At 34.8% G+C, this 24,158-nt stretch carries 25 protein-coding genes and 1 other RNA gene; 12 read left to right on the forward strand and 14 right to left on the reverse strand.

Translation table 11 applies throughout. The annotated features are described in order from the left end of the window. Window positions 1-179: 179 nt before the first annotated feature. Window positions 180-731 (reverse strand): superoxide dismutase family protein, encoded by a 552-nt coding sequence (locus tag RCJ95_RS20420; RefSeq protein WP_004229793.1) that lies wholly within the window; start codon window positions 729-731, stop codon window positions 180-182. Window positions 732-892: 161 nt separating this feature from the next. After that, the gene (locus RCJ95_RS20425; protein WP_446722689.1) at window positions 893-1,657 is read right to left on the reverse strand and encodes a 3D domain-containing protein; all 765 of its coding nucleotides are present in this window, start codon (window positions 1,655-1,657) and stop codon (window positions 893-895) included. Window positions 1,658-1,955: 298 nt separating this feature from the next. On the opposite strand from RCJ95_RS20425, the gene RCJ95_RS20430 reads away from it, so the two are divergent. Together RCJ95_RS20430 and RCJ95_RS20435 are read left to right on the forward strand one after the other, a co-directional pair. After that, window positions 1,956-2,141, forward strand: a complete 186-nt coding sequence (locus RCJ95_RS20430; RefSeq protein ID WP_004229797.1) for a putative motility protein — start codon at window positions 1,956-1,958, stop codon at window positions 2,139-2,141. Between the two features lie 36 nt (window positions 2,142-2,177). After that, window positions 2,178-3,338: a response regulator gene (locus tag RCJ95_RS20435; RefSeq protein WP_221679041.1), complete on the forward strand. Its 1,161-nt coding sequence runs from the start codon at window positions 2,178-2,180 to the stop codon at window positions 3,336-3,338. 56 nt (window positions 3,339-3,394) lie between these two features. Here the strand turns inward: RCJ95_RS20435 and RCJ95_RS20440 are convergent, their stop codons facing one another. Continuing rightward, on the reverse strand, window positions 3,395-4,411 hold the full coding sequence (locus RCJ95_RS20440) for a GGDEF domain-containing protein (RefSeq protein WP_221679039.1): 1,017 nt from the start codon (window positions 4,409-4,411) through the stop codon (window positions 3,395-3,397). 279 nt (window positions 4,412-4,690) lie between these two features. Here RCJ95_RS20440 and RCJ95_RS20445 point away from each other — a divergent pair, with 279 nt between their 5' ends. From RCJ95_RS20445 to RCJ95_RS20465, 5 genes are all read left to right on the forward strand, one after another. Continuing rightward, window positions 4,691-7,732: an ATP-binding protein gene (locus tag RCJ95_RS20445; RefSeq protein ID WP_446722690.1), complete on the forward strand. Its 3,042-nt coding sequence runs from the start codon at window positions 4,691-4,693 to the stop codon at window positions 7,730-7,732. 132 nt (window positions 7,733-7,864) lie between these two features. Continuing rightward, window positions 7,865-8,554, forward strand: a complete 690-nt coding sequence (locus RCJ95_RS20450) for a response regulator transcription factor (RefSeq protein ID WP_257521030.1) — start codon at window positions 7,865-7,867, stop codon at window positions 8,552-8,554. Further along, the gene (locus tag RCJ95_RS20455; protein ID WP_221679032.1) at window positions 8,551-9,537 is read left to right on the forward strand and encodes a sensor histidine kinase; all 987 of its coding nucleotides are present in this window, start codon (window positions 8,551-8,553) and stop codon (window positions 9,535-9,537) included. The genes RCJ95_RS20450 and RCJ95_RS20455 overlap by 4 nt, the downstream gene beginning before the upstream one ends. Before the next feature lie 103 nt (window positions 9,538-9,640). Then, entirely contained in the window at window positions 9,641-10,402 is a 762-nt protein-coding gene (locus RCJ95_RS20460) for an ABC transporter ATP-binding protein (RefSeq protein ID WP_221679030.1), read from the forward strand. Beyond that, on the forward strand, window positions 10,392-12,233 hold the full coding sequence (locus RCJ95_RS20465) for an FtsX-like permease family protein (RefSeq protein ID WP_221679029.1): 1,842 nt from the start codon (window positions 10,392-10,394) through the stop codon (window positions 12,231-12,233). Before RCJ95_RS20460 ends, RCJ95_RS20465 begins: the two co-directional genes overlap by 11 nt. Window positions 12,234-12,626: 393 nt before the next feature. Here RCJ95_RS20465 and RCJ95_RS20470 read toward each other — a convergent pair whose 3' ends face one another. After that, window positions 12,627-13,067, reverse strand: coding sequence for a hypothetical protein (locus RCJ95_RS20470; RefSeq protein ID WP_004229811.1), 441 nt, complete (start codon window positions 13,065-13,067; stop codon window positions 12,627-12,629). Between the two features lie 172 nt (window positions 13,068-13,239). Between RCJ95_RS20470 and RCJ95_RS20475 the strand changes: the two genes are divergently transcribed. Together RCJ95_RS20475 and RCJ95_RS20480 are read left to right on the forward strand one after the other, a co-directional pair. After that, window positions 13,240-13,878, forward strand: a complete 639-nt coding sequence (locus RCJ95_RS20475; RefSeq protein WP_004229813.1) for a YfbR-like 5'-deoxynucleotidase — start codon at window positions 13,240-13,242, stop codon at window positions 13,876-13,878. A gap of 103 nt (window positions 13,879-13,981) precedes the next feature. Beyond that, entirely contained in the window at window positions 13,982-14,494 is a 513-nt protein-coding gene (locus RCJ95_RS20480; RefSeq protein WP_257521027.1) for a zf-HC2 domain-containing protein, read from the forward strand. Between the two features lie 51 nt (window positions 14,495-14,545). On the opposite strand, the gene RCJ95_RS20485 is transcribed toward RCJ95_RS20480, so the two are convergent. Continuing rightward, window positions 14,546-14,884: a zinc ribbon domain-containing protein YjdM gene (locus RCJ95_RS20485; protein WP_048393229.1), complete on the reverse strand. Its 339-nt coding sequence runs from the start codon at window positions 14,882-14,884 to the stop codon at window positions 14,546-14,548. A gap of 247 nt (window positions 14,885-15,131) precedes the next feature. On the opposite strand from RCJ95_RS20485, the gene ssrS reads away from it, so the two are divergent. From ssrS to RCJ95_RS20500, 3 genes are all read left to right on the forward strand, one after another. Continuing rightward, a non-coding RNA gene (gene ssrS / locus RCJ95_RS20490) (6S RNA) lies at window positions 15,132-15,324 on the forward strand. 323 nt (window positions 15,325-15,647) lie between these two features. Next, window positions 15,648-16,607 (forward strand): AAA family ATPase, encoded by a 960-nt coding sequence (locus RCJ95_RS20495; RefSeq protein ID WP_446722691.1) that lies wholly within the window; start codon window positions 15,648-15,650, stop codon window positions 16,605-16,607. A gap of 2 nt (window positions 16,608-16,609) precedes the next feature. Beyond that, the gene (locus RCJ95_RS20500; RefSeq protein WP_446722692.1) at window positions 16,610-19,072 is read left to right on the forward strand and encodes a S8 family peptidase; all 2,463 of its coding nucleotides are present in this window, start codon (window positions 16,610-16,612) and stop codon (window positions 19,070-19,072) included. 102 nt (window positions 19,073-19,174) lie between these two features. On the opposite strand, the gene RCJ95_RS20505 is transcribed toward RCJ95_RS20500, so the two are convergent. The 9 genes from RCJ95_RS20505 to RCJ95_RS20545 form a co-directional block, all read right to left on the reverse strand. Continuing rightward, on the reverse strand, window positions 19,175-19,666 hold the full coding sequence (locus tag RCJ95_RS20505) for a hypothetical protein (protein ID WP_446722693.1): 492 nt from the start codon (window positions 19,664-19,666) through the stop codon (window positions 19,175-19,177). After that, window positions 19,656-20,501, reverse strand: coding sequence for a hypothetical protein (locus RCJ95_RS20510; RefSeq protein ID WP_446722694.1), 846 nt, complete (start codon window positions 20,499-20,501; stop codon window positions 19,656-19,658). Before RCJ95_RS20510 ends, RCJ95_RS20505 begins: the two co-directional genes overlap by 11 nt. Before the next feature lie 734 nt (window positions 20,502-21,235). After that, window positions 21,236-21,466: a hypothetical protein gene (locus tag RCJ95_RS20515; RefSeq protein WP_446722695.1), complete on the reverse strand. Its 231-nt coding sequence runs from the start codon at window positions 21,464-21,466 to the stop codon at window positions 21,236-21,238. After that, window positions 21,459-21,668, reverse strand: a complete 210-nt coding sequence (locus tag RCJ95_RS20520) for a hypothetical protein (protein ID WP_446722696.1) — start codon at window positions 21,666-21,668, stop codon at window positions 21,459-21,461. The genes RCJ95_RS20515 and RCJ95_RS20520 overlap by 8 nt, the downstream gene beginning before the upstream one ends. A gap of 129 nt (window positions 21,669-21,797) precedes the next feature. Continuing rightward, complete coding sequence (locus RCJ95_RS20525; protein WP_446722697.1) at window positions 21,798-22,238, reverse strand: hypothetical protein; 441 nt, start codon at window positions 22,236-22,238, stop codon at window positions 21,798-21,800. Window positions 22,239-22,468: 230 nt separating this feature from the next. Then, window positions 22,469-22,615: a hypothetical protein gene (locus RCJ95_RS20530; RefSeq protein ID WP_446722698.1), complete on the reverse strand. Its 147-nt coding sequence runs from the start codon at window positions 22,613-22,615 to the stop codon at window positions 22,469-22,471. 171 nt (window positions 22,616-22,786) lie between these two features. Next, window positions 22,787-23,053 carry a hypothetical protein gene (locus RCJ95_RS20535; protein WP_446722699.1) on the reverse strand — a complete coding sequence of 89 codons (267 nt, stop codon included), beginning with the start codon at window positions 23,051-23,053 and terminating at the stop codon, window positions 22,787-22,789. A 5-nt stretch (window positions 23,054-23,058) separates the two neighbouring features. Further along, on the reverse strand, window positions 23,059-23,256 hold the full coding sequence (locus RCJ95_RS20540; protein WP_446722700.1) for a hypothetical protein: 198 nt from the start codon (window positions 23,254-23,256) through the stop codon (window positions 23,059-23,061). Window positions 23,257-23,362: 106 nt separating this feature from the next. Then, window positions 23,363-24,082 (reverse strand): hypothetical protein, encoded by a 720-nt coding sequence (locus RCJ95_RS20545; protein ID WP_446722701.1) that lies wholly within the window; start codon window positions 24,080-24,082, stop codon window positions 23,363-23,365. Window positions 24,083-24,158 lie beyond the last annotated feature (76 nt).

The raw sequence follows: 24,158 nt of genomic DNA on the forward strand, positions 1-24,158 counted from the left end.
TACTTACCACCCATTAATTTACAGAGCTATAGCTTTATTTAATTACCCCCTTTATATCTATAATAAACTCATATTTTCTTTTTTTAATAAAATAAAATAACTATTCTAACTGTATAAATAATGAATAGAATATAAAAAACTGCATCTGAAAACAAACAGATACAGTCATACATTCTATACTATTGAATGGCTCCACAAGCTATTCTTGCTCCAGAATTACCAGCAGGATCTGTTTTATAATCATCCGCTGATTCATGAATGACAATAGCACTTCCATCACTATCTAATAGCGAATTAGGTTGATCCTTTTGTAAAGTTAACCCCTCAGCTAAAAAGTTAAGATCCACATTGCCATCTTCACCAATTTCCAAATTTGGTAGGTCCCCTAAATGATAGCCATTAGGATTTAATTTACCATGTTCCTTGTTTGTTGGATTAAAATGGGCTCCTGCTGATTCAAATTTAGGTGGCTCACACTTTCCTACTTCATGAATATGGATACCGTGTGTGCCTGGTGGTAAGCCTGTTAATGCAAGCGTCATCATAACGCCATTATCTTCCTCTTGAAGATATGCATTGCCATAGCTTTCATTGTTAGCACCAATCACTTTTGCAGTAGCTGTTAAAGGGGAAGATGCATTGACAGCTACTTTTTCCTCTTTCTTATCAAAAAAACTGCAACCCGCAACAAAAATTAGTAAAGAAAGACTCATTAAGCTTATTTTTTTCATAAAAATACCTCCTCTCTTTCTGATGATTTCCAATTTCTTCAGTACTTATGCACAATTAGTCATTTATGCTTCTATAATGGCTCCTATTTCATTGGAGCTTAAATAGGAAAATCAACCAAAATAAAAGGGATTTCCCAAAGTTCGAGAAACCCCTTCCATAATTAATTTAAGATTTTTACCGTTACTGTTTTGACACCCCACTGAAGTGCTTGTCCTTCAGTAGGAATAAATACATCGATTTTATTTCCTTTAATAGCTCCCCCTGTATCAGCAGCAATTGCTTCACCATAACCTTCCACCCAAACCTTCGTACCGAGTGGAATAACTCGTGGATCTACAGCTATTACCTTTAAATTAGGATTCGATCTTATATCTGTTCCATTGGCTGTAATTCCTGAACAGCCTTCACAATAGGCTGTATAGGCAGTAGCACGCATTGTTAATGTTTTACCAGAAACAGTTGCTGGAGCACTTGCTGGTTTTGTTTTGGCTGGTGCAGCAGGCTTAGTAGCTGTTGCAATCCCCTCGGAAGTTTTTGGCTTTGGTTTTGCAGCTGACGCTTTAATAGCTAGCGATTCACCAGCTAAAATCAAGTCTGACGCAAGGTGATTCCATTTTTTCAAATCGTCTACTGTCACATTATTAATACGAGCTATTGAAAATAAAGTATCGCCACCCTTGATGACATATTCATCCCCCAACGGTTCTTCTGCTTTTGACGTGTCTTTTACTAAGTCTTGCTCTGGGTAAAACCATAATGAATCCTTTTCATTTAATTGCTGGAACTCACCTACAGTTAAATTATAAATTTGCGGGAGTGTCCATAGTATATTACCTGGCGTTTTGTCCTTAGCAAAGGAAGGACTAGTATAGAGACTCACACCAAAAGTCAATACTACCGCTAAAGCTAATGCTCTTTTCTTCATGTTTAGTAATACCTCCATCATTTTATTATTTGTTGCAAATCTGTTGCTAGCACACTAGAGTTGAACGCTCTATTATGTAAGCAACAATAAGTTTGCAAATTAATAACTCAGGACTAGCTGCCTGATATTAGGAATTATTACTATAAAAACGGAAAAATATACAATTTCAATTAATTTTTTAGTAATTTAATCAATTTATTGCGTATAAACTATAATTTAGTAGGGCTGTCTAGGACTTTTTTATATTAGATATTTGCTATATTTAGCCGATAAAAAAAGAAAAGGAGGGAATATAAAAATGGAGGTTAATTCACTTATGTCATCTCAGCTGATGGAGCTCCAACAAACAGTACAGATGAGTGTCATGCAAAATGCTCTTAATTTAAACACAACTACAGCAATTGAATTACTGAAAGAACTACCTCAGCAACAAACAGCTCCCACTCACCCATACAAAGGATCTATAATAGATATCTCAATCTGATCATACAGCCATATTTATGAAAAGGAGGTTCCTTATGTGATTCGGGTAATTGTCGTGGACGATGAGCCATTAGCTCTGGTTAGTATGAAAAAACATTTAAATGAATTTGATAACATAGAGGTCATTCGAACCTTTACTACAGCAAAGGATGTACTGAAAGAAGGACCTACCTTAGACTTTCAAGTAGCATTTTTAGACGTTGAAATGCCCGGTATGAGCGGATTAGAAGTAGCACAATTGTTAAAAACATGGGATAAAAATATCTGTATCATATTTGTAACTGCCTATCGAGACTATGCTGTTCAGGCATTTGATGTACAATCTCTTGATTATTTATTAAAGCCAGTTTCAAAATCTCGCTTAGAAATGACAATTAACAGAATACAAAAGCTATTCCAAAAAGAACTATCATCGGAGAAAACTCGAACGCATCAAAAGCCTATGCTTCAAATCAGATGCTTTGGAGAGTTTGTCGTTTCTTTTGATGAAAAAGTAATTCATTGGAGAACAATTAAAACAAAAGAGTTGTTTGCCTTTCTATTTTTACAGCTTCATATGCCAGTACCTCGTGATAACATTTTAGATTCACTTTGGAGTGATACGGATGTAAAAAAAGCCAGAGTACAATTGCATACTACTGTCTCCTACTTACGTACAACACTTTCAGCTTATGGCTACACGGATGTCATTGAATATGCGAATGGCTGCTATATTCTGAAACTAAACGATTTTCAATGTGATGCCTTTGATTTGGAGGATATCTTAAATACCAAAGCTGAAACAGGAAGATTAAATATTGAAAAAGCTGAGGAACTCATCCAAAATTACCATGGTGAGTTTATGGCAACAATGGACTATGCATGGACTACTAGTAAAGCAAATTTGATGAATAAACAATTTAGTCAACTACTTGATGAATTGATACTTTATTACTCTAAAAATCAGAATCTTAAAAACAGAGAGCGTTCATTGTTATTTGCTTTAGAGTTTAACCCGTATTCCGACAAAATCGTGCAGCAATTAATCCAACATTATACTGAAATTGGAAATCGCGCAGAAGCTATAAAAATATATCATTCGTTTAATAGCCTTCTATTAACAGAATTAAATGTGTCACCATCTCAGGAAACCACAGAACTTTTTCAAAATGTCTTACAGGCACATGAAAAAGAGTACGAAACAAGCGTTTACCCCTAAGGACACATGAAAAAACATGCTAGCGTCAAGTGCTAGCATGCTTGTATAGTTTAATATTATTTAACAATCATTTGTCTCATATTACTTACAACACATAAACAGTTTCTTCCAGATTGTTTAGCCTTATATAAAGCATGATCTGCAATTTCTATCAATTGATTGGGACTCTGGACATTAGGGGTAAAAGCCGTAATTCCAGCAGACATTGTCACAGGTCTCCCACACACAGTTTCTTGTAAACCTTGTTTAATTCGGAGACTTTCCGCTAGTTGAACTGCATCCTCTATATTCATAGAAGGTAAGATGACCATAAATTCTTCGCCGCCAAATCTAAAGCAAAAACCCTTTTCCCCGACACTGCTCTGCATAGTCATCGCAAAGGCTTTTAAAACTTCATCCCCTACAGTATGACCATATGTATCATTTATACTTTTAAAATCATCTAAATCTATTAAGATAATGGCATGGGGAACCTTATCAATAATTAATTTGTGTAAAATTTGATCCATTCTTCTGCGATTAAGAATCCCTGTTAGTGAATCTAAGTTCAACTGCTCTGTTAAGTCATTGATTTTACTTTCCGAACAGATCATCATATTTTGAACATTCTTTTTCAATAAATTTACCTCATCATACCAATCAGCGATTTCCTCAATCCCTTGTGCTCCTTCATCTACTTCAATCCTTTTCGATAGCTCTTTAAGAGGCTGTGTAATTTTGATAGCAAACCAAATAGCAAACCCCATAATAGTTGCTATAACTATTATGATTGGGCCTAGGACTTTTTTAAAAAACAAATTGAAGGACACTATTCCTTCACCAAGTAAAGTATCAACTATTTGTTGCGTATACGGCTCTAATGAATGGTCATCTGTCTTAGCATCTTGTAAATAGCTTTCTGTAATTGTCGAGACTTCCATTACATAAGTTTCTTGTACATTTGCTTTATGTTCCTTCAAAATTTCATTGAAATTACGATAGCTAATCCAAATACTAATACTAGATGTCACGAGGACAACAATAGTTGTCACACTAATAATAAGAAACGATAACTTTAACTTGAATTTACCCACAATAGATCATTTCTCCCATTGAGATGTTTTGTCGTTAATCTTATCTATGTTTAAATTTCGATATACTTATTCAATCATCATACGTCAAACCTCTTAAAGAAAACTTAAACACTAATGATTTTTTCCTTCTTCAATTTAAAAGGAAAAAATCGATAGTACTACTAACTCCAAATTGTTCTATTTATATAGGCTTAAAGCATTCTTTTATTATCCATTATATTTTCTTTTTTCCAATTTCGTGGCATGGTAGATAGAGATTCATTAGGAGGGAAAATTGCTGTGTTGAGAAAAGCTTCTACCCAACATCTACTTATTATAATTGCCATTTTTATAGTCCTTACTTTTCTAAGGTTATTATGGTTAAACTATTTCCTCCCCTCTACACATCAGCCTAGTGCCAAAGATGGTGTGGTCAACATAAACAATTTGACTACTTCGGAAGAAGAAGTTATTTCCTTGGATGGAGGATGGATCTATTATCCTGGACAATTTGTGAATGCTGAAAATAAGGGGGGTAACAAAGAGAGTCATAGCAATACCTATAATATACAAAATATTCCTGCATTAAAAAAAGAGCGAACAACTCAACCCTATGGCACTTATCAGTTAAGAATTCTGCTACCTAACACTTCAGATAATGATCGATATGCCATTCGTATCCCTGCTATCTCAACTGCTTCAAACTTATATATAAATGGAAAGCTAGTAGGGAAATCAGGCAAAGTAGCAGATAATGCGGAAGACCATGAAGGTCAGGCTGCACCTTATACTGTTTATTTTACTAATACGCAATCTGAAATTAATCTCATACTTCATGTATCTAATTTTGATACACCTACAAGTCCTATTATTAATAAAAGGATTTTATTTGGCACTGCTTTGGCAATGACACATCATCAATTAATTGTAGGGCTATCTCTTTCAACTATTGTAGTTATGCTAATCATATTCTCTCTTTTTAGCATACTTGTATATTTGTTCATCTATCGAAAATCTATCGTTTTACTTTTCACATTTGGCTTTCTTTTGCCCTTAGCAGATGAATTAATTACGTTTGATCGCTCCCTACTGGATTGGTTGCACATGAATTATGTATGGTCCTATAAGCTTTCTTCCATTATTTTCCTAGGAGCCTCCTTTTTCTTTGTTCAGTTTATGAGAGTCCTCTTAGTCAAATATCACAACACTAAAACATTTCAATGGATTTTTGCTTGTTATATTTTAAATGCAATACTCACGATTGTTTTACCAATGCCATGGCTGATACCTACGAAGAATATTTTCTTCGTACTTTATCTAGTATCCTTTCTTTACGTAGTGGTACTGGCTCTTAGAGAGTATCTAGAAAACCAAAAAAGAAGCTCTGCTTTTATTGCACTAACAGCTATCGGCACAACAAATGGTATTATATGGGGCTTCATTAAATCTGTATACGTATTCGATATTCCCGTTTATCCATTCGATTATTTATTTATCATGCTTGGTTTTTCTAGCTATTGGTTCAAACGTTTTCATGAGAACTCTCAGCAAATTCAAAACTTAGTGACAAAGCTACAACACGAGGATGCTTTAAAAGATGAATTCCTTACAAGCAATGCAGAAAAACTTTGGAGTCCAATGAATAGGATGATTACCCTAGGTCAATCCATTTATGACAACCCACAGAACAAACTTGTTACTGAAGATGAAAAAAACCTTAAACACCTAATCGATATAGGTAGAAGTATGTCCTTTACGTTAAACAACATACAGGATTTTACTCGTTTAAAAGAAGGAGATTTACATCTTCATACACAAAGTGTAAATCTTCAAGGTGCTGTTTATGGAGTTTTTGATATCCTCCGCTTTATTGCAAATGGTAAGCAAATACATATGGTGTCTTTAGTACCACCAAATTTCCCAAATGTATTAGCCGACGAAAATCGCCTTATTCAAATCCTATTTAACATTTTGCATAATGCCCTAAAGTATACAGGTGAAGGCTCTATAGAAATTATTGCTCGTGAAAAACAGCATATGGCTATTATCCACATTCGTGATACTGGACAAGGAATGGACAATTTTGTACAAAGTCTTTTGTATTCTCCCTATGAACAGGGTCAGGAATATGATGAAGGCATTGGTATTGGCCTACTTATTTCAAAAAAACTGATTGAATTGCATGGTGGTACGTTAAATATACAATCTATTCCTAACAAAGGAACGAATATTTATTTTACATTACCTCTTGCAGATGAAAGCACACAAAATCAGGAATACGCAACCTTTAATGCACAAGCTAAAACTCAGCTATCCACAACAAATGAACAAGAGTTATCCATGGTGTCAGATAAGCATTTCAGGATTTTAATGATTGATGATGACCCTATGAATTTAGCAACGATGAAAAGTATATTTTCGATCTCTGAATACGAAATTACTACTGTTACAAGCAGTGAGAAAGCTCTAGCCCTCATTCAGCAAGAAGCATGGGATTTAGTAATTGTTGATGCAATGCTTCCGTATATTTCAGGCTATGCTGTGATTCAAAAAATACGAAAACAATACTCATTGCTGGAATTACCCATCTTATTATTGACGATAAGAAAGCACCCTGAAGATGTTTATACAGGCTTTGCCTATGGTGCTAATGATTATGTAACAAAACCTATTAATGCATTAGAGCTAAAAGTAAGAAGTCGAGCTTTAATTGATTTAAAATATAGTATTCAACAACGTCTACATCTAGAAAGTGCTTGGCTGCAATCTCAAATCCAACCACACTTCTTATTTAATACACTTAATACCATTGCCTCACTTAGTACTATTGATACAGATAGAATGATTGATTTAATGCATCACTTTGGTGAATATTTACATGCCAGCTTCGATGTCCGAAATCTTCAAAGAGTAGTACCACTACAGCATGAGCTCGATTTAGTTCGTTCGTATCTTTACATTAAACAGCAGCGATTTGGAGAATTAATTCAGATTGAATGGGATATTGATGAAACAATACAAATTGACATTCCTCCAATTTCTTTACAAACGTTAGTTGAAAATGCCATTCGACACGGTATATTAAAGAAGGAAGAAGGTGGTACTGTTTGTATTCGTATTAAAGATTTCACAACTTATGTATCCATTAGTGTAATTGATGATGGTGTGGGAATTAGCCCCACTCTATTAGAGGAATTGCAAGAAGATTACAAAGGGACAAGCTCTGGTATAGGAATAAGAAATACAAATCTACGACTTAAAAGAATTTATGGCCAACAATTACAAATTCAAAGTACTATAAATCAAGGTACAAATGTTACTTTCCATATACCTAAAGATTAAAAACAGGAGTCATTACAGTGCCAATTTGAATCTGTAGTGACTCTTTTCTCAAGTTTATAATAACAATTTTTCTATAGATTTTTTGAATTGAGGGTACATTATACATATAGAATAAAGGAAGGATCGATAGGTATGTACAAAATATACATAATAGAAGATGATGCAAATATAGCTTCACTGATTGTCGAGCATTTAGCTAAATATCAGTTTGAATGCTTTACTGTACAACAATTTCCACACATTATTGAAGAATTTAATACGATACAACCACACCTAGTCATTATGGATATCAATCTCCCGACTTACGATGGCTATTTTTGGTCACGGAAAATCCGTCAACTCTCAACCTGTCCCATCGTCATTGTCTCTGCCAGAGTAAATGATATTGATCAAGTATATGGAATTGAAAATGGTGCCGATGACTTTATTACAAAGCCCTTTTCATTGGATGTCCTCATGGCAAAAGTAAATGGACTACTTCGACGTACCTATGGTGAATATGCTTTAACCGAGACAACAACCATAACTATAGCCAATACTACATTAAATCCAGATACAGTTCGTCTACAAACAAAAGGCAAAGATAGCCTGTTAACGCTAAAAGAAATGCAGCTTAGTAAGTTATTATTCGAAGCTTACCCTAATGTAGTGCCGCGTCAAAAGCTTTTAAGTGCTATTTGGGATGATGAAACCTTTGTTGAGGAAAATACTTTGTCTGTGAATATTGGTCGATTACGTAGAAAATTGGAAGCCGTACACTCTCATCTTGAGATTAAAACAATTCGTGGTCTTGGATATCAATTGGTGGAGGAAAGTAAATGAAACTATTCTTTCGAGATCATCTTAGTTTCATTATTCTCTATAGCATAAGCTTCCTCCTATTACCTTGGATAATTCATGTATTAGATGACCTATCCGCACACTATGCCTACTTTATTTTTCTTGTCAGCTTTCTATTTATTCTGTGGCTACTCGGTCGTTATTATCGAAGAAGAAAGTTTTATCATCATTTACAAAAAAATATCAACACACAGGATGATCTTCATTTATTTGAACCACGTGCAGCTATTGAGCAATACTATAGTGAAAAACTAAGGCAAATACAGTATTTATTTTTAACCCAACAGCAAAGATTGGAAGAACAAGCACATGAGAAGCAACTTGTTCTATCACATTTTGCACATCAAATGAAGACACCTTTATCTGTTATTCAATTAATCGTTCAAGCTACACCCAACAAGACCACTGATGAATTGCAGCAATGGCATACCATCAATAAAGAGTGCAATAAATTGACATTTACCCTCAATCAGTTATTAACGTATGAGCGCACATCTCATTTAGTAGCTGATTTAAAAATTGAACCTATTGTTTTAAAAGGGCTCGTGCAAGAAGTGATTAATGATTTGAAGGATTTTTTTATCATAAGAGAAGTTTTTCCAAAGCTGACGTTTGCTGAAGACCAAATCATTTATTCAGATCGAAAGTGGTTAAAAATTGTACTTTATCAAGTATTAAATAACGCCATTAAATATAGTGAAATGGCAAGCACCATTCATATCGACTATGAAAATGAGGCTTTACACATAACCAATCGTGGTGAGACCATTCCTTCTAGCGAAATAGCACGAGTCTTTGATTTATTTTATACAGGTATGAAGGGGCGATCAAGTGGTGAAGCAACAGGTATAGGCTTATATCTAGTGAAAAAAATATTAACTACACTAGAGCACCCCTTCACTTTACAATCTTCTGAGCATGTCACTATTTTTTCGATTAATTTTTCAAACAGTCTTAAAAAATGAAGATGACAACTTTGTCATCTTCACGTCATCAAGAGAAATAGGTTATGTGCCGCTCCTTTTCTATACTAAAGGTATCTAATGACCATAAAGGAGTTGTTTTAATTTGGGTAACGCCATACTACAAGTAACCAATTTGCACAAGGAATATATCGGTGAGATCACCTATAAAGCGTTAAACGGTATCGATTTTCAGCTACAGCAACAGGAATTTGTAGCTGTCATGGGACCTTCAGGTAGTGGGAAAACAACATTTTTAAATAGTGTATCCACTATTGATCGTCCTACCGCTGGCGATATCTTCATAAACAATCATAATCCTTACACATTAAATGATGAGGACCTCGCCAAATTTAGACGCACTGAACTAGGTTTTGTATTTCAGGATTTTAATCTTGTGCATACATTAACAGTGAAAGAAAATATTTTATTGCCATTAACATTAGATAGCCTACCTGCTTCAAAAATGCTTCAACGTTTAAAGGATGTCGCTCAATTTCTCGGTATCGAGGAACTATTGCCTAAACGTATTTATGAAATTTCAGGTGGACAAAAACAACGAGTAGCCATCGCTCGTGCCGTTATACATGGACCAAGTTTATTGTTAGCAGACGAGCCTACAGGAAACTTGGATTCAAAGGCTGTCAATGATGTCATGAACTTATTTTCCTCAATTAATCAAGAGCTTGATACGGCTATTCTCATGGTGACACATGATCCTTATGTAGCAAGCTTTGCCAATCGCATTATTTTTATTAAAGATGGGAAATTATATAACGAAATACATCGAGGCAACAACCGTAAGCAATTTTATCAGGAAATTATGGACACGCTTGCTTTTCTGGGTGGTGGACAGCATGAGCTTTAATCATATTGTGCTTCAAAATATTTTACGTGACAAATGGACGTATGTTTCTTACTTCTTGAGTAGTATGTTTTCTATTATTATTTTCTTTCTATTTTCTGTTATCGTCTTTCATCCAAATCTGAAAAGCCTAGATCCAGACTCTACACTTGGAATTTCTTTAATGCTAGCTAGTATGCTCGTTTATTTATTCTCTTTTATCTACATTACCTATTCAATCACAGCATTTTTACGTAAGAAGACCAAGACCTTAGGAATATTTATGATTACTGGGGCTTCCATGAAGCAGATTCGTAAGCTGGTCTTCCGTGAAAATCTGTTAATTGGCATTTTAGCTATTCTGGCAGCTATCGTTCTCGGCCTTGTCATTACACCTCTTTTCTTAATGGGTGCAAAAGTTATTTTAAAGGCAGAAACATTTGGTATGTACATGCCTCTTCAAGCAATTAGTATAACCATAGGATTATTTCTGATTTTATTTGTTGTGATATCGACAGTTGTTACGAGGTTCATTAATAAAGAAGCGTCTATCCAACTCTTAAAAAGTGATACAGTTATCGAGAAATCTATTAAGCCTCATTATGGGTTATTAATACTAAGTATTTTGATGTCTGCCACTTTAGCTTGCTTGCTAAAAATCGAGCATTCCATTGTAGACACGTTAAGTGTCCTTTATTATCTGTTATTTTTTATTAGCATTCTTAGTACGATTTATTTAGTTATTACACAAGGATTTCGTTTGTTATTGAAAATATATGAAAAGTCTCCTGCCTATCTTCAAAAAACAAATATGCTTTTGGCGTCCAATTTAAATGCAAAAATGAAATCACATGCAAATATGCTGTTTCTCATTACTATCCTATTAAGCGGTGTCTTTCTATGTACAAGTATTTTATTTAGCTCTTATTACAATGTAAAAAAGACTAGTGAAGAAAATTATCCATATAGCTTTCAATATATTGCTGATCCAAAAGCTGATGACAACATGGTAAAGGCTGATCTTGATTATCTTGAAAATACTTTATCAACGGTTGAAGCTCACAAGTATTTTATTGAATTTAAATCAAACGAAGATCAACGTATTGGCTATATGCCTTTATCAAATTTTAATCTGATACAGCATCAGGAAATCAAACTAAGTAAAGATGAGTTTATTGCCGCCGCTGGTAATCGTGGTGAAGCACCAATAATAAACACTGCCAGCGACCTGTTTATAAAGTCTTTCAAACTAGCCAGCACCCATGAGCAAAATCTGCTATCTACTGGCTTCCAACAAAGTTATTTCATTGTACCTGATGACATTTACAAAACCATTGACTACCCTGTTTATAAAACGTATATCTATGAACTGGAAGATTGGACAGCCCATACAGATTTGGCAAGAACTATTACCAGTGACTTACCCTCTTTACCTGGAGAACGTTATGTAACATCCAAAATTGATTTATATAACACAGAGATGTTTGTCAAAAGCGTCATGTTCTTTATCGGCTCCATGTTAAGTCTAATTTTCTTAAGTGCAGCCATGAGTATATTGTATTTCTATTTACAAACAACATTACAACAAGAGAAGGAAAAGTATATTGGTATCCGTAAGTTAGGACTTTCTAGAAATGAATTAGCTACCATTATCACTAAAGAATTGGCGATTCTTATTTTTGTACCATTCACTATAGCTATTACACTCTTGCTAATTACCCTTTTGGCTATGCGAACAATGGTTTCTACAGCATTTTTACAAGTTTCCATAGCTAGCTCTTGTTGTTTCTTTGTACTTTTCCTCATTAGCTATGTATTCATTCGAAAAAGTTATTTTAAACGCTTAGTAAGCTAAAAAAAACCGCACTCCTTAAGGGTGCGATTTTTTCATAGTGTTGAAAAACAAACCAATTAATAGAATCTTTATGAAAGGTGAAAATGTTTCCTTTTAGCAAGGTTTTTCAAATAAAGTGAAGGTATTAACTACTCATTTTAGTGAGGAGTATCGTCACTCATCACTTCTCCCCATTGAAAATAAAAGCCCTAATTCAAATAATGGGTTATTTGATTGCTACTGCTGATAAGGAAAAGACACTTCTGCAGCATGGTTGATTGAAGAGGAGCCAGCGTCACTCCTAAGGGATCTAGCGGCTCATCGGACGCCCCCTGGAAAGGACGACGCTGGCGGAACGGAAATCAGCCTCTCACCTTGTGAAAAGGGCTTTTTCTGCAGATGACATTATCTTTTTTACCAAAGAACGGGCTTTGCTACCATCAGCCATAGCATAATAAGCAATAATACTATATACATCCATGTTTTACGATGCAACAGTGAAACAAATTGTAGATGATTAAATGCTGGTGTGTTAAAAGTACGCAACGTCGGTTTAAACGCTCTTGCTAGAAATACGATGGATGCAAACATCACGAGGAAGGTTAATACAATCCACGAGGTATTCCAATAATAGCCCGCATGCCACATTAACAAAATACCCGAGGCTACTAGTACATGCCCCGAATGTTTGACGAGCGTAATGGCCCCCTTAAAGGCTTCTATATATGGTGGCATGTCATCCATGGAAGCTGTACGCATTTTTTTTACAATGGTGAGCACAACGAACAAAGGCCCAATCGAAAGAATAGCACTTAAAATATGTATATAAAGAAGAAGTGTATAAATGGAAAACATGCTGTGTACTCCCCTTTTCATCAGCCCCTTTCATTATAGCATTCAAGCTGAATTTACTTTATCAGCAATTGTGAATCCTTTGTAAACATAGCCTGAATCATTGTTAAATTGTTTGAAAACCGTATAAAGAGGGTATTGTTTATAGTAACATGCACTTATAGAACAAAAAGGAGTGATTTTTATAGGAATTCACCAATTTTTTACAAGTCTTAATGATTTAGAGCGTATCATTCGTTGCCCTGGTCGCTTCAAATTTGAAGAGCACAATGTGGCAGCCCATTCTTGGAAAGTGTCACAATATGCGATGTTTTTCGCAACGTTAGAAGAAATGCACGGTGCAACAGTTGATTGGAAATCTTTATATGAAAAGACAATCAATCATGACTTTGCGGAAGTGTTTATTGGTGACATTAAGACACCAGTAAAACATGCTAGCCCAGAGTTAAAGCAAATGCTCGCACACGTGGAAGAAAAAATGATGGAAAAATTTATTATCAATGAAATCCCACAAGAATTTCAGGCTGTTTTCTTTGAACGGATGAAAGAAGGAAAGGATCATACTTTAGAGGGTCGGCTACTTGAATTTGCGGATAAACTCGACCAGTTTTACGAGGCTTTCGCAGAATTAAAGCGTGGTAATACTGACAAAGAATTTGTCTATATGTACCAATCAGCCCTTTCAAAACTTTTGGCCATTCCACTTGAAGCGACAGTTCATTATTTCCGCACAGAAATTTTAAAGGACGCAGTAAAGGAAAAAACACATATCGATATTCAAGCATTAACAAATGAAGTATTAACATCAAACTAATAGGGTGCATGTACAAGTTTTCCGATTGAAAAATTCACGGAAGGCTTTTTTTATTTTCCGCAAAAAGTCGTATAATGAGGAGAGATTGAATGGAGGGAAAGTATTGTCACAGGAATGCTCAATTATAGAAGATTTAATACCTCTTTATAAAAAACAACTGCTTCAAGCATCAACAATAGAATTTGTCGAACGGCATCTAACAACTTGTCAGCAATGTCAGCAGCTAGTAGTCAATTCATCAACTCAGAACGCATACTTGCCCATGAAAAGAACAGTATCCTTTTTTCATATCATATTTATTGTATTATCCTTTATGTTTGCCATTAATTCGTCCTTACTCGGCAATCAAAAGGGCTTTGTCCTCTCATATGCTCTTTTCGGCTGTCTTTCTTACCTTTTCTATAAAAACATCTGGATTGTTTTTATCATAAGCTCTGTGCCTGTATTCGTTTGGGCTATCATTAATAATCTTAATAATGAGCTCTATATTACAACCTTTTCTTTAACAGAAATAGGAACGCTAGTGATTGGAGCTGGCTACATTGCACTTTTACATACCATTTTCGCCTTAATTGGCGCAGCTTTTGCCATTCTATTACGTAGGGTTTTTCAATAAACAAAAAAGCACCTCGAACTTTTTTACCAAAGTTGAGGTGCATTTTGTTTGTTAGGCCTTTTTCACAAATTCTGATTTTAATTTCATGGCACCAAAGCCATCAATTTTACAGTCAATGTTATGATCGCCTTCCACTAAACGGATACTTTTTACCTTTGTCCCAATTTTTAAAGTGGAAGAACTACCCTTCACCTTTAAATCCTTAATAACAGTAACTGAATCGCCGTCAGCTAACAGATTACCATTTGCATCTTTTACAATAAGTGCATCTGATTCTTGTTCAGTTGCGTCCATACTCCATTCATGCGCACATTCTGGACATACATAGTTTGCTCCATCCTCATATGTATATTCAGAATGACATTTTGGACAATTCGGATAAGCTGCCATTTTTGCTTCCTCCTTTTACATTTTTACTAGGAAAATCCTCTTTATGCTCCTATCTTTACATAGTCGACCTTATTTAGCAAAGGTTGTTCGTATTTTACGTTCGCATTTGTGAAAAAAATATGAAACATCAGCACCTTTTTGAAGGTAGTGCAAGATGTTTATAACGCGATTTGGAACACTTGCCCATTGACTAATTTTCCATTATCATCTTACTTGCATGTTTATCGATCATGCTTTATTATATCCATAAAGGCTGCATTGTTCGTATAATATTAAGTTTTAACCTTTAAGCTGTAAAAGGGAGTTTTATTATTGGAGTTGGAATGACGGGCCTCACACTACGGTGCATGAGGATAAGCAGGAAAACTTCTGCGAACACCCACTTTGAGGAGTGGTGGTTTAAAACTTTCTATAATAACTACGGCATACGCGGCTTTTTAATATGATCTTACAGCCACAAGGCTTTGAAGCAAGTCACCCTTCGATTATTGAAGGGTGATTTTTTTATGTAGTTTCCCATCGTGTGCAAATCGTGTGCAAAAATTTAAAATTAAATGTTGTAAAGTTTATTTTTAATGTAGTGATGCTACTTTAAGTATAAAGATATGTTTTTGTAGCATACTAGTGGCAATTGTTATCAGGATAGCATATTGTTAATAAAAGGAACCAATATCTTTTCAAAAAATCTTATTCTCCCATGGTGTAAATCCCTTATTAAAATGGTAAAATATAACTAACAAACTTTGATTAGGAGGTGAAAAGTATGGCAACTGCTGAACAACTTAAATTACTAGTAAAGGCACATTACGAAAATGATGACGCAAGGTTCGACACTCTACTCATCCAAGTAGCTGCTTCTGAGGCACAAAAAGGACATGTAGCATTAGCACGTGATTTAAAAAGTCTAATTGATAAAGGGAAGAAAAATTCCTCTAAAATTCAATATATAGATCCTGAACTTGAAGGGTTAATTACAGTTCGTAATAGTACCTATAGATTGGCTGATTTAGTTGTATCTAAAGAAGTTAAGGATAATTTAATAAATGTTATCAAGGAATACGAGAATAGATCTAAATTAGCTCAATTTGGACTAATGAATCGAAGAAAAATTCTTTTAGCAGGGAAACCAGGTACTGGTAAAACTTTGACCGCATCAGTTTTAGCTACAGAGTTACAACTCCCCTTGTGCATTATTCACACAGATAAAATAATGACAAAGTATCTAGGGGAAACAAGTCAGAAATTAAGTAAAATTTTTGATTATATGGCTAATTTCGAAGCGGTTTACTTATTCGATGAGTTCGATTCAATAGCTAGTGAACGAAACTTCGAAAATGACGTTGGGGAAATCAGAAGGATCATCAACTCTTTTTTACAGTATATAGAATCTAATGACAATGGATTTATTATCGGGGCGACAAATAACCCTCAACTACTCGACTCAGCTATTTTTAGAAGGTTTGATGACGTAATAGTATATAAACTACCTGATGCAACGCAACGAAAAAAGCTGATTAAGAATACGCTTGGTCAATTTTTCAATCCAGAAATAGATTTAGTTAGAGTTGGAAAACTATCTGAAAGTTTAAATCATGCAGAACTAGTAAATGTATGTAAAGATTCAATTAAAGAAACTATTTTAAACGATTTAGACATAGTTAATGAAAATATATTAATCAAAAATATAGAGAAAAAAATTAAAACATATTCTTGGGAGAAATAAGAATGGTTCAAACTCACGACAATTTATTTTTATTTAATACTCAAAGCAATTTAAATTTCACTTCTAAAAGTTCCGGAGGTAAGAAGCCGAAGCTGCCTTCTAGGGATCGTATCGCCCACGGCCAATATATCACAAATAAATTAAATGAAATATGGAAAGTGGTGGAGAGTTCAAGAGAAAGTAATAGAACAGCTGCATCACTTTCAATACATACTGGTACCTATTTAGAATTTCAAAGCACTCCAGACTTTGCTCTAACTATTAAAAGTCTTGAACACAGAAAACAAGGAGTCAAATTACTGAATGTTCGTAATCGAATTGTAGCAGAAAAAGAAGTAGAATATGCTACGGTTTTTGTTCCAAAAGGTAAAGAGCATTATTTTATAAAAAAAGCAACCGACTACTTAGAAAAAAATTCAACAAGATCTAATAATCCTGTGAATCAAAACTTAATTGACAGTATTGAAAATGTACAGGTCGCACTAGTTGAAGCATTTTTTCCTGCGAATCATATCCAATGGCTAAGTGAATCAGAAAAAAGATGGTATGAAATATGGCTGAGTGACGATAGTGTAGAAACCGAAAAGCAATTTAGAAAAACTGTTGCTTTATTAGAACTTGAAGTATCTCCAGAAATTTTGCGTTTTCCTGAACGAACAATACTCTTGGTATACGCTAATAAAAACGATTTAAGTAATTTAATTTCATTTAGTCCTTCTATTGCTGAAATGAGAAGGGCAGCTGAAGCTAATACATTCTTCCTCGATTTAGAAAATACAGATCAAATAAATTGGGTAGATGATGCTAAAGAGCGTATCCAAAAAGATACTGAATCTCAAGTTGTAATTAACGTTCTAGATACAGGAATACGTAGAACACATAATCTACTCTCTGACTTTATCGAAGAAGCTGATATGATATCTTACAATCCTGAATGGGATAAGTTCGATAATAATCAAATGGGTCATGGAACTTTAATGGCTGGGATAGCACTATATGACGATGTAAAAATGTTATTAGAAAGTTCAGACGTTCACTCTGTTACACATTCCTTAGAATCTTCTAAAATACTTCCGGATGAAGGAGAAAATGAGCCACAACTTTATGGGGCTATTACTAGTAAAGTTATCAGCGAACAAATAATTAACCACCCTAATAGAATTAGAGTGAATTGTATGGCTGTTACTTCTCCAGAAATAGATACTTATGATGGCAGTCCATCTTCTTGGTCTGCTGCTGTAGATGAGATAACATCTGGAGCTGTAGATGGGATAAAAAAATTAATGTTAATATCGGCTGGAAATATTCCTACTAGTGATTGGGAGGGTTATATTGATTCGAACAAAACTTCTTCAGTCGAAAATCCAGGGCAATCTTGGAATGCACTCACTATTGGAGCATATACACTTAAATCAGACCCTGCATTAGTAAGTATATCAGGTATGAATGCCATCGCACCTTACGGTGGAATTTCCCCCACTTCTAAAACTTCTTTAATGTGGGATAAAAAATGGCCTATTAAACCTGAAATCCTTTTCGAAGGTGGAAATGGTATTACTAATTCAACTGAATTCTATGAAGAAGAAAACTTTTCATCATTAACAACGTATCATGATATTTTCACTAGACAATTTCATTATATAAACGCGACTAGTGAAGCTACAGCTCACGCCTCTTGGATGGCTGCAAAAATATACAATAAGTACCCTCAATTATGGCCAGAAACTGTACGAGCTTTAATGGTACATTCTGCAGAGTGGACTAACACGATGAAGAGTCAGTTTTTAACTACAGGTAATAAAACAGACTATAGAAACCTTTTAAGAAGCTGCGGTTATGGGGTCCCGAATCTAAATCGAGCTTTAAATTCTGTTGACAATAGTGTGAATTTGATAATTGAATCTGAATTACAACCATATAAAACTGTTAAAGGGAAACAACCTAAAACAAATGAAATGCATGTTCATGAATTACCTTGGCCAAAACAGCAACTATTAGATTTAGGTGAAACTAATGTTAAGCTTAAGGTGACTTTATCTTATTTCATTGAACCTGGTCCTGGTGAAAAGGGTTGGAAGAATCAGTATAGATATCCTTCTAGTCTCTTACGTTTCGAGTTAAATGGTTCTAGAAATAGAGAAGAATTTTTAAAAAGTATTAATAAAGCCGCAGTTTCAGAAGATGAAGAAGAAACATCAACAAGCAGCAATGTCAATTGGTTATTAGGCCAACAAAGAAATGTGGGTTCTATTCACTCTGATACCTGGGAAGGAACTGCCGCTGAATTAGCTACAAGTAATCTAATAGGAATATTTCCTGCCGTTGGTTGGTGGAGAGAAAGAAAGTGGTTAGGAAAAGTTGAAAACACTATGCGATATAGTTTAATTGTATCGTTATCCACTGAAGCAGATGTTGACTTATACACACCTATCTATACTAAAATACAAAGTGAAATCACTATTTAGCACCCAATCATTGATAACCGTTATGAAATTCATAACGGTTTTTTTTACTAGAATTTTAAAAAAAAGCCCTCAAATTGAGTAGCTTTTGTGGTTGGAATCTTTTTACTTTAGTATCTCTTTTAAACCTTGGATTTCTATAATCAATTTATCACCATCTGCACTTTGGTTCATGAAAAAATTAATCACAGAAAAAATTAATGGTACTGTAAGGTAAAATAGCATAAGCATTTTATTTCTAGGAGCATACATCGGTATACTTTCTAATTTAAAACCATCTATAGCGAGTTTGTATAAATCAGTTAATACCCGATCTTCTACTCTTAATTTAATTCTTTCACTATATAGATCTCTATATTGCCGTTCGTAAACATAAAATTGTAAATTCACAAAATAAAAACAAAAACCTAAAGCCAATAATAACCCGCCATAAACCCACGTATTATTAATCTTCAAAGCTATCGAAACTGCAACAAGTGAAACAAACCAACCTTTTATAATAAAAGAGTTTTGTGCCATTCTTGTAATGCACGCTTGAATCAAATCTAATTCTTTATGAATTACTTCTGAACTTATTTCTTGAGTATTATTTTGCAATTTCGTTCTCCCGCTTTACCATTTTATATAATCGATCTAAGTTTTCTTGTGCTATCAATTTCTTTTCTCGCTGTCTATTATGCATGCGACAAGCTGCCAGTGCATTTAAATGGTTGACATGTAAAGGAATTAAAGCTTCTAGCGGTGTTGAAACATCATGCCAAATTTGCCAGCTTTCTGCTAATATTTCTCTTTCTTCTCTGCTATTAGCATGCTTTTGGAAATTCTCCAGTACTCTTTTAGGTGTTCTTACGCGTAAAAAGTTAATTAGGTTAAGTTCTGAATAAATCCAAGGAGAATAAGTACCCTTATTAACCGTTTCCTTTACGGATTGAATCGAATTTGGTGTTTCTACAAATATTACACATTCAGTTTCATCTAGCACTTCCAAAAGGGCTGTATTTAACATTAAGTGTACATGACTAGTCGAATAATTTCTCTTGTCGTAATCATAGCTAGTTGTACCTTCTAGTTTACAGTGGGCATTGTCAATCATTTTCAACAAATCATTTGCATACCCCCATACAGTAGAATCTATAAAACTTGTTATATGAAATTCTTTATATAAGTATCCAGCCAGAGCAATAATTGTTTTCTCATCTTTATGTGAATGTGAGAGAAACACATCTGCATCTATCTTTGGAAACCACTTTTCCTTTATATCTCTGCCATTAAGCGTATTCTCGCTCATATAAAAATCCTTTAGCGAATCTTCAATTTGTTGCCTCTGATTATTATAAAGCTTCTCTCCAATTGCAAAATAATCATCTATTGTATCCCCAAAACTTGCTTTCAAATCATCAACGTATTGATAGGCTCTATAAATGTTAATCATCCCCAATTTTCAATATTTCATAATAGTAAATATAACCATTAATATATTTTTTCTCAAGCATTAACTTCACCTAAAATTTGAACACTTATAGATAACAATGCCATGCAAAAAAAGTTGTCTCGTTGAGCAACCCCTTACAGCTTATAGCCATCATATTAATCTTTATTTGAAAGATGTTTATTCAACTCCCCCTTTATGTCTTTCTATAATCCACCACAGTTTCTTTGACCGAATAGTCATCGGTGTCCTTTATTTTTTTAGCTATTCTCTTTATCATTTTCCTTTAATGTATTATTAGTTTCCTTCCAAAGCTTACGAATAGTCTTTTTCCCTTCACCCCCAATCCTGTAACAATTTAATTGCTGCTTCAGGATCTACTTTGGAAAGTTCACTCAACTTTACAGGAAGGTAAGCATATATTCTAACTAATTCTTTAAATTGCAACTTCCTCACATCCTCTATTCAATTTCCTCGATTAACTAAAATACTTCCTTTTAATTTCTACCTTATTCATGACCACTATTTGATTTTGTATCAGACTCAACTAAAGCGTCGATTGTAGCACCCCATAGTTTACGTATACTCTTTCTCCCTGCGCCCCAATCTTATAATATTTCTATTGCAGCTTCGGGAATTACTTTAGAAAGCTCACTTAACTTTACCGGTAGAAAAGCATACATTTGAATTAATTCTTTATTATGCATAGCCCTACTCCTTTACTATTGTTTATGCCACTATTCATCCTTCAGACCCCTTACTCTCACATCTAAGTCACTCACTCTATCAGAATCAGTACCAGCATCCTCCAAAGCATTAATTGTCGTATCCCATAGTTTTCGGATGTCTTTTCTTCCATCTCCCCAATCTTGAATTATCTCAAGCGCTGCATCTGGATTTACCTTAGCAAGTTGACTCAATACTACTGGTAGATACGCATACATTCTTGCTAAGTCTTTACTAAACATGACCATTTTCTCCCTTACTATTATTGTTAGATATGTTTAAATGATTGTTTGCGTCATTCCATATTGTCTTAACACCTTTTTTCCCATCCCCCCAAGCTTGCATTAACTCAATTGCTTTATCAGGATCTACTTTGGACAGCTCACTAAGTTTACTAGGTAAATTTGAGACTATCATTACAATCTCCATATCAATAGGTAACATGATGGGCTCACCTCTTTTTATTCTGTTTATTTTGCTCTTTAATTGCACATTTATACGGCAGACATATTTGGAGTAGACTAATACGGCAAACAAAAAGACTCTCCGAATTTGGAGAGTCCCCTAAATTTATTAATTAGCGTAAACCATATAATCGACTTCAACATCAGTTAAGAAGTAATCCTTTAAAGCCCCATTACGCTTTAAAACCTCGATGTGCTCATAAGCTTCTGCTGCAGTCTTAAACATTATCATTTCCTCGCTATCATTATCGAATAGAATTTCACCACTTACCCGGATAATGAAGCATACAGCTATTTTCTCCATCTCTATAGCTACATCAGCTAAACAGTCATTACGATAAAGATTGAAGTATTCTACAAATTGTTTCACTTCTAGCTCAGAGCGTTTCATAACATCTTGCACTTCTGCATAAAAGATTTTGTCCAGGTATTGTGCTACTTTATCATAAGTACACGGATGTGTTTGTAAAGCTTTCCATTCTGTAAATTGTACATCAACTGCCTCTAATCTAATTTCGCTATATTCGTGGATATTCATAGTTTCTGTCATTGTTAATTTCCTCTTTTCATGTATAGTTTATAATTTAAATCTCATGGCTGATTAATCGGCCACCAATTTACTTCTTCAAAAACGGTAAATACTCTGGCACTTGCAGTTTACAAGTAGCAGGACGGTACCCTACGTTGAGTGGGTACCAAGTTGACATCCCCTCACCTTGAGGGTATAGGTAGATATCATTACCTTTTAGATATTCAACTACTGTATGGCTTGTCAGTGGTTCACCCTTTAATTCGTATAATCACATGGTTACTGCCCTTGTCCAAGTTAGTAGGTGCTGGATCATCATTAGCTATCACAATAACATTCACCTGTTCGCCTTTACGCTCAACCACTTCAATATCAATTGACTTTACTTTACGGCTCAAGGTTATGCCCCCTTCGGCACTATGATGATGGCGTGTAATTGCTTATTTCGTTTCATGCGATCGCTTCGATTGTTATACGCTGTATTTCCGCGGTAAACAGCCACTTGAAATGTATTCACTCCACTTACGGCTTCTATTAGCTCCTCCAGGCGATTGAGGCGTTTTTCAATGTTAGTCATCTCCGAATACCTCAATTCCCTTGTCGCTCAAATACTTCATGAACTTTTCAGCTTTCTCAATACGCTTCTCCAGCTCACAGTCGCGTAGGTTCATCTGCATAAGACTGGCAAGATATCCAAGGACACGTGCCTTTTCAATTTCATCTTTCGGCGCCCTTGTTTCTACTCTTCGTAGATTATTAATCGTTTCAGTTAGAAGCTGACGCACATGGGATTGTGTAGTTAGCCTTTTGTTTTTCACTTCTACTAATTCCGTCATCTAAATCACTTCCTGTCATCTAATCGTTTTTTCCATTTAAAGATTTCACCTATATGAAGCGCTTTGTCTGTTGTTGAAGCGTTATTTTGAAAATAAGCTGTTAAATGCGTAAAATACTTTCTTAATTTTGTTTCTGTAGAAGGCTCTCGCTTCTCCTTCATCATTTGTTCAATACAGGCTATACGTTTTTCGAGATTACTCATACCCCTACCCCCTGTATAAAAATAGCTATATACCATAGGTTGAGCGCTATTTTACGATTACATTTTGTAGCGCTCAACGTGTCGTTTCATCACTTTACGTGGTTTATTAAGGCCACCATTTTGATGCAGGTCCGTTAAATATTTGACTGCCGTCTATATATGTGACTGTTTCGTATAAGAATTCTCGATCAGAATCTGGCGTAGAACCTGCCAACATTAAGTTTTCATTAATAAGTGCTTTTTGCTCCTTTTCCAGATCGCGTAGCCCTTCTGGATATGTCACATCTTTATATCGCTCATGGACAACATCGTGTAGCGCTCGTACATTTCGTACTGTGTAATCAGGTGAATCTCCTCCATGGTTATCAGAAATATGGGCACCTAGGCTAAGTTGGCCTCTGTCCCAAGCTTCAGATTTTATGAATGAAGGTTGGAAGCCATTTGCAGTAATACTGTATAAGACCTCAATAGCCTGTTTATTATCGCTTTCAGTAATTTCGGTAATAGCACGTAAATAATCGTCATAATTATTGAGACGTGACAGGGTATTTTCTACATATTCACTTAGATACTTAATCCCTGTGATGTATTCAACATCTATCACCTTTTTCGTTCCTAGTTTTGTACCGTATTCACTTTTAATATCTTCATTTTTGAAGTAGTGTTCAAAATTAAAAATCGGTAATGGTTTAGCTGCTGAGATTAATTCATCCAGTTCCTTTAATCGCGCTTGCACTTCTGCTTGTCGTTTACTCGCTTTGTTGTTATATTGATCTAATAGACTCCTCGCTTTCTTTTGGTACTCCTTACGCTTTATCTTTAACATGCTCTCGTTATAAATGCCTTTTGCATCATCATATTATTTTCTGATTTTCTTCGCTTCTTCTACCCAATTCATCTAT

The organism is Lysinibacillus sp. BSL11, from assembly GCF_052928325.1.

Coding starts and splice junctions, on each gene's coding strand:
- RCJ95_RS20500 (WP_446722692.1), top strand. CDS start 16,610: ATGGTTCAAACTCACGACAATTTATTTTTATTTAATACTCAAAGCAAT.
- RCJ95_RS20430 (WP_004229797.1), top strand. CDS start 1,956: ATGGAGGTTAATTCACTTATGTCATCTCAGCTGATGGAGCTCCAACAA.
- RCJ95_RS20545 (WP_446722701.1), bottom strand. CDS start 24,082: ATGTTAAAGATAAAGCGTAAGGAGTACCAAAAGAAAGCGAGGAGTCTA.
- RCJ95_RS20525 (WP_446722697.1), bottom strand. CDS start 22,238: ATGACAGAAACTATGAATATCCACGAATATAGCGAAATTAGATTAGAG.
- RCJ95_RS20515 (WP_446722695.1), bottom strand. CDS start 21,466: ATGTTTAGTAAAGACTTAGCAAGAATGTATGCGTATCTACCAGTAGTA.
- RCJ95_RS20495 (WP_446722691.1), top strand. CDS start 15,648: ATGGCAACTGCTGAACAACTTAAATTACTAGTAAAGGCACATTACGAA.
- RCJ95_RS20520 (WP_446722696.1), bottom strand. CDS start 21,668: ATGTTACCTATTGATATGGAGATTGTAATGATAGTCTCAAATTTACCT.
- RCJ95_RS20455 (WP_221679032.1), top strand. CDS start 8,551: ATGAAACTATTCTTTCGAGATCATCTTAGTTTCATTATTCTCTATAGC.
- RCJ95_RS20540 (WP_446722700.1), bottom strand. CDS start 23,256: ATGAGTAATCTCGAAAAACGTATAGCCTGTATTGAACAAATGATGAAG.
- RCJ95_RS20425 (WP_446722689.1), bottom strand. CDS start 1,657: ATGAAGAAAAGAGCATTAGCTTTAGCGGTAGTATTGACTTTTGGTGTG.
- RCJ95_RS20420 (WP_004229793.1), bottom strand. CDS start 731: ATGAAAAAAATAAGCTTAATGAGTCTTTCTTTACTAATTTTTGTTGCG.
- RCJ95_RS20510 (WP_446722694.1), bottom strand. CDS start 20,501: ATGATTAACATTTATAGAGCCTATCAATACGTTGATGATTTGAAAGCA.
- RCJ95_RS20465 (WP_221679029.1), top strand. CDS start 10,392: ATGAGCTTTAATCATATTGTGCTTCAAAATATTTTACGTGACAAATGG.
- RCJ95_RS20535 (WP_446722699.1), bottom strand. CDS start 23,053: ATGACGGAATTAGTAGAAGTGAAAAACAAAAGGCTAACTACACAATCC.
- RCJ95_RS20485 (WP_048393229.1), bottom strand. CDS start 14,884: ATGGCAGCTTATCCGAATTGTCCAAAATGTCATTCTGAATATACATAT.
- RCJ95_RS20470 (WP_004229811.1), bottom strand. CDS start 13,067: ATGTTTTCCATTTATACACTTCTTCTTTATATACATATTTTAAGTGCT.
- RCJ95_RS20450 (WP_257521030.1), top strand. CDS start 7,865: ATGTACAAAATATACATAATAGAAGATGATGCAAATATAGCTTCACTG.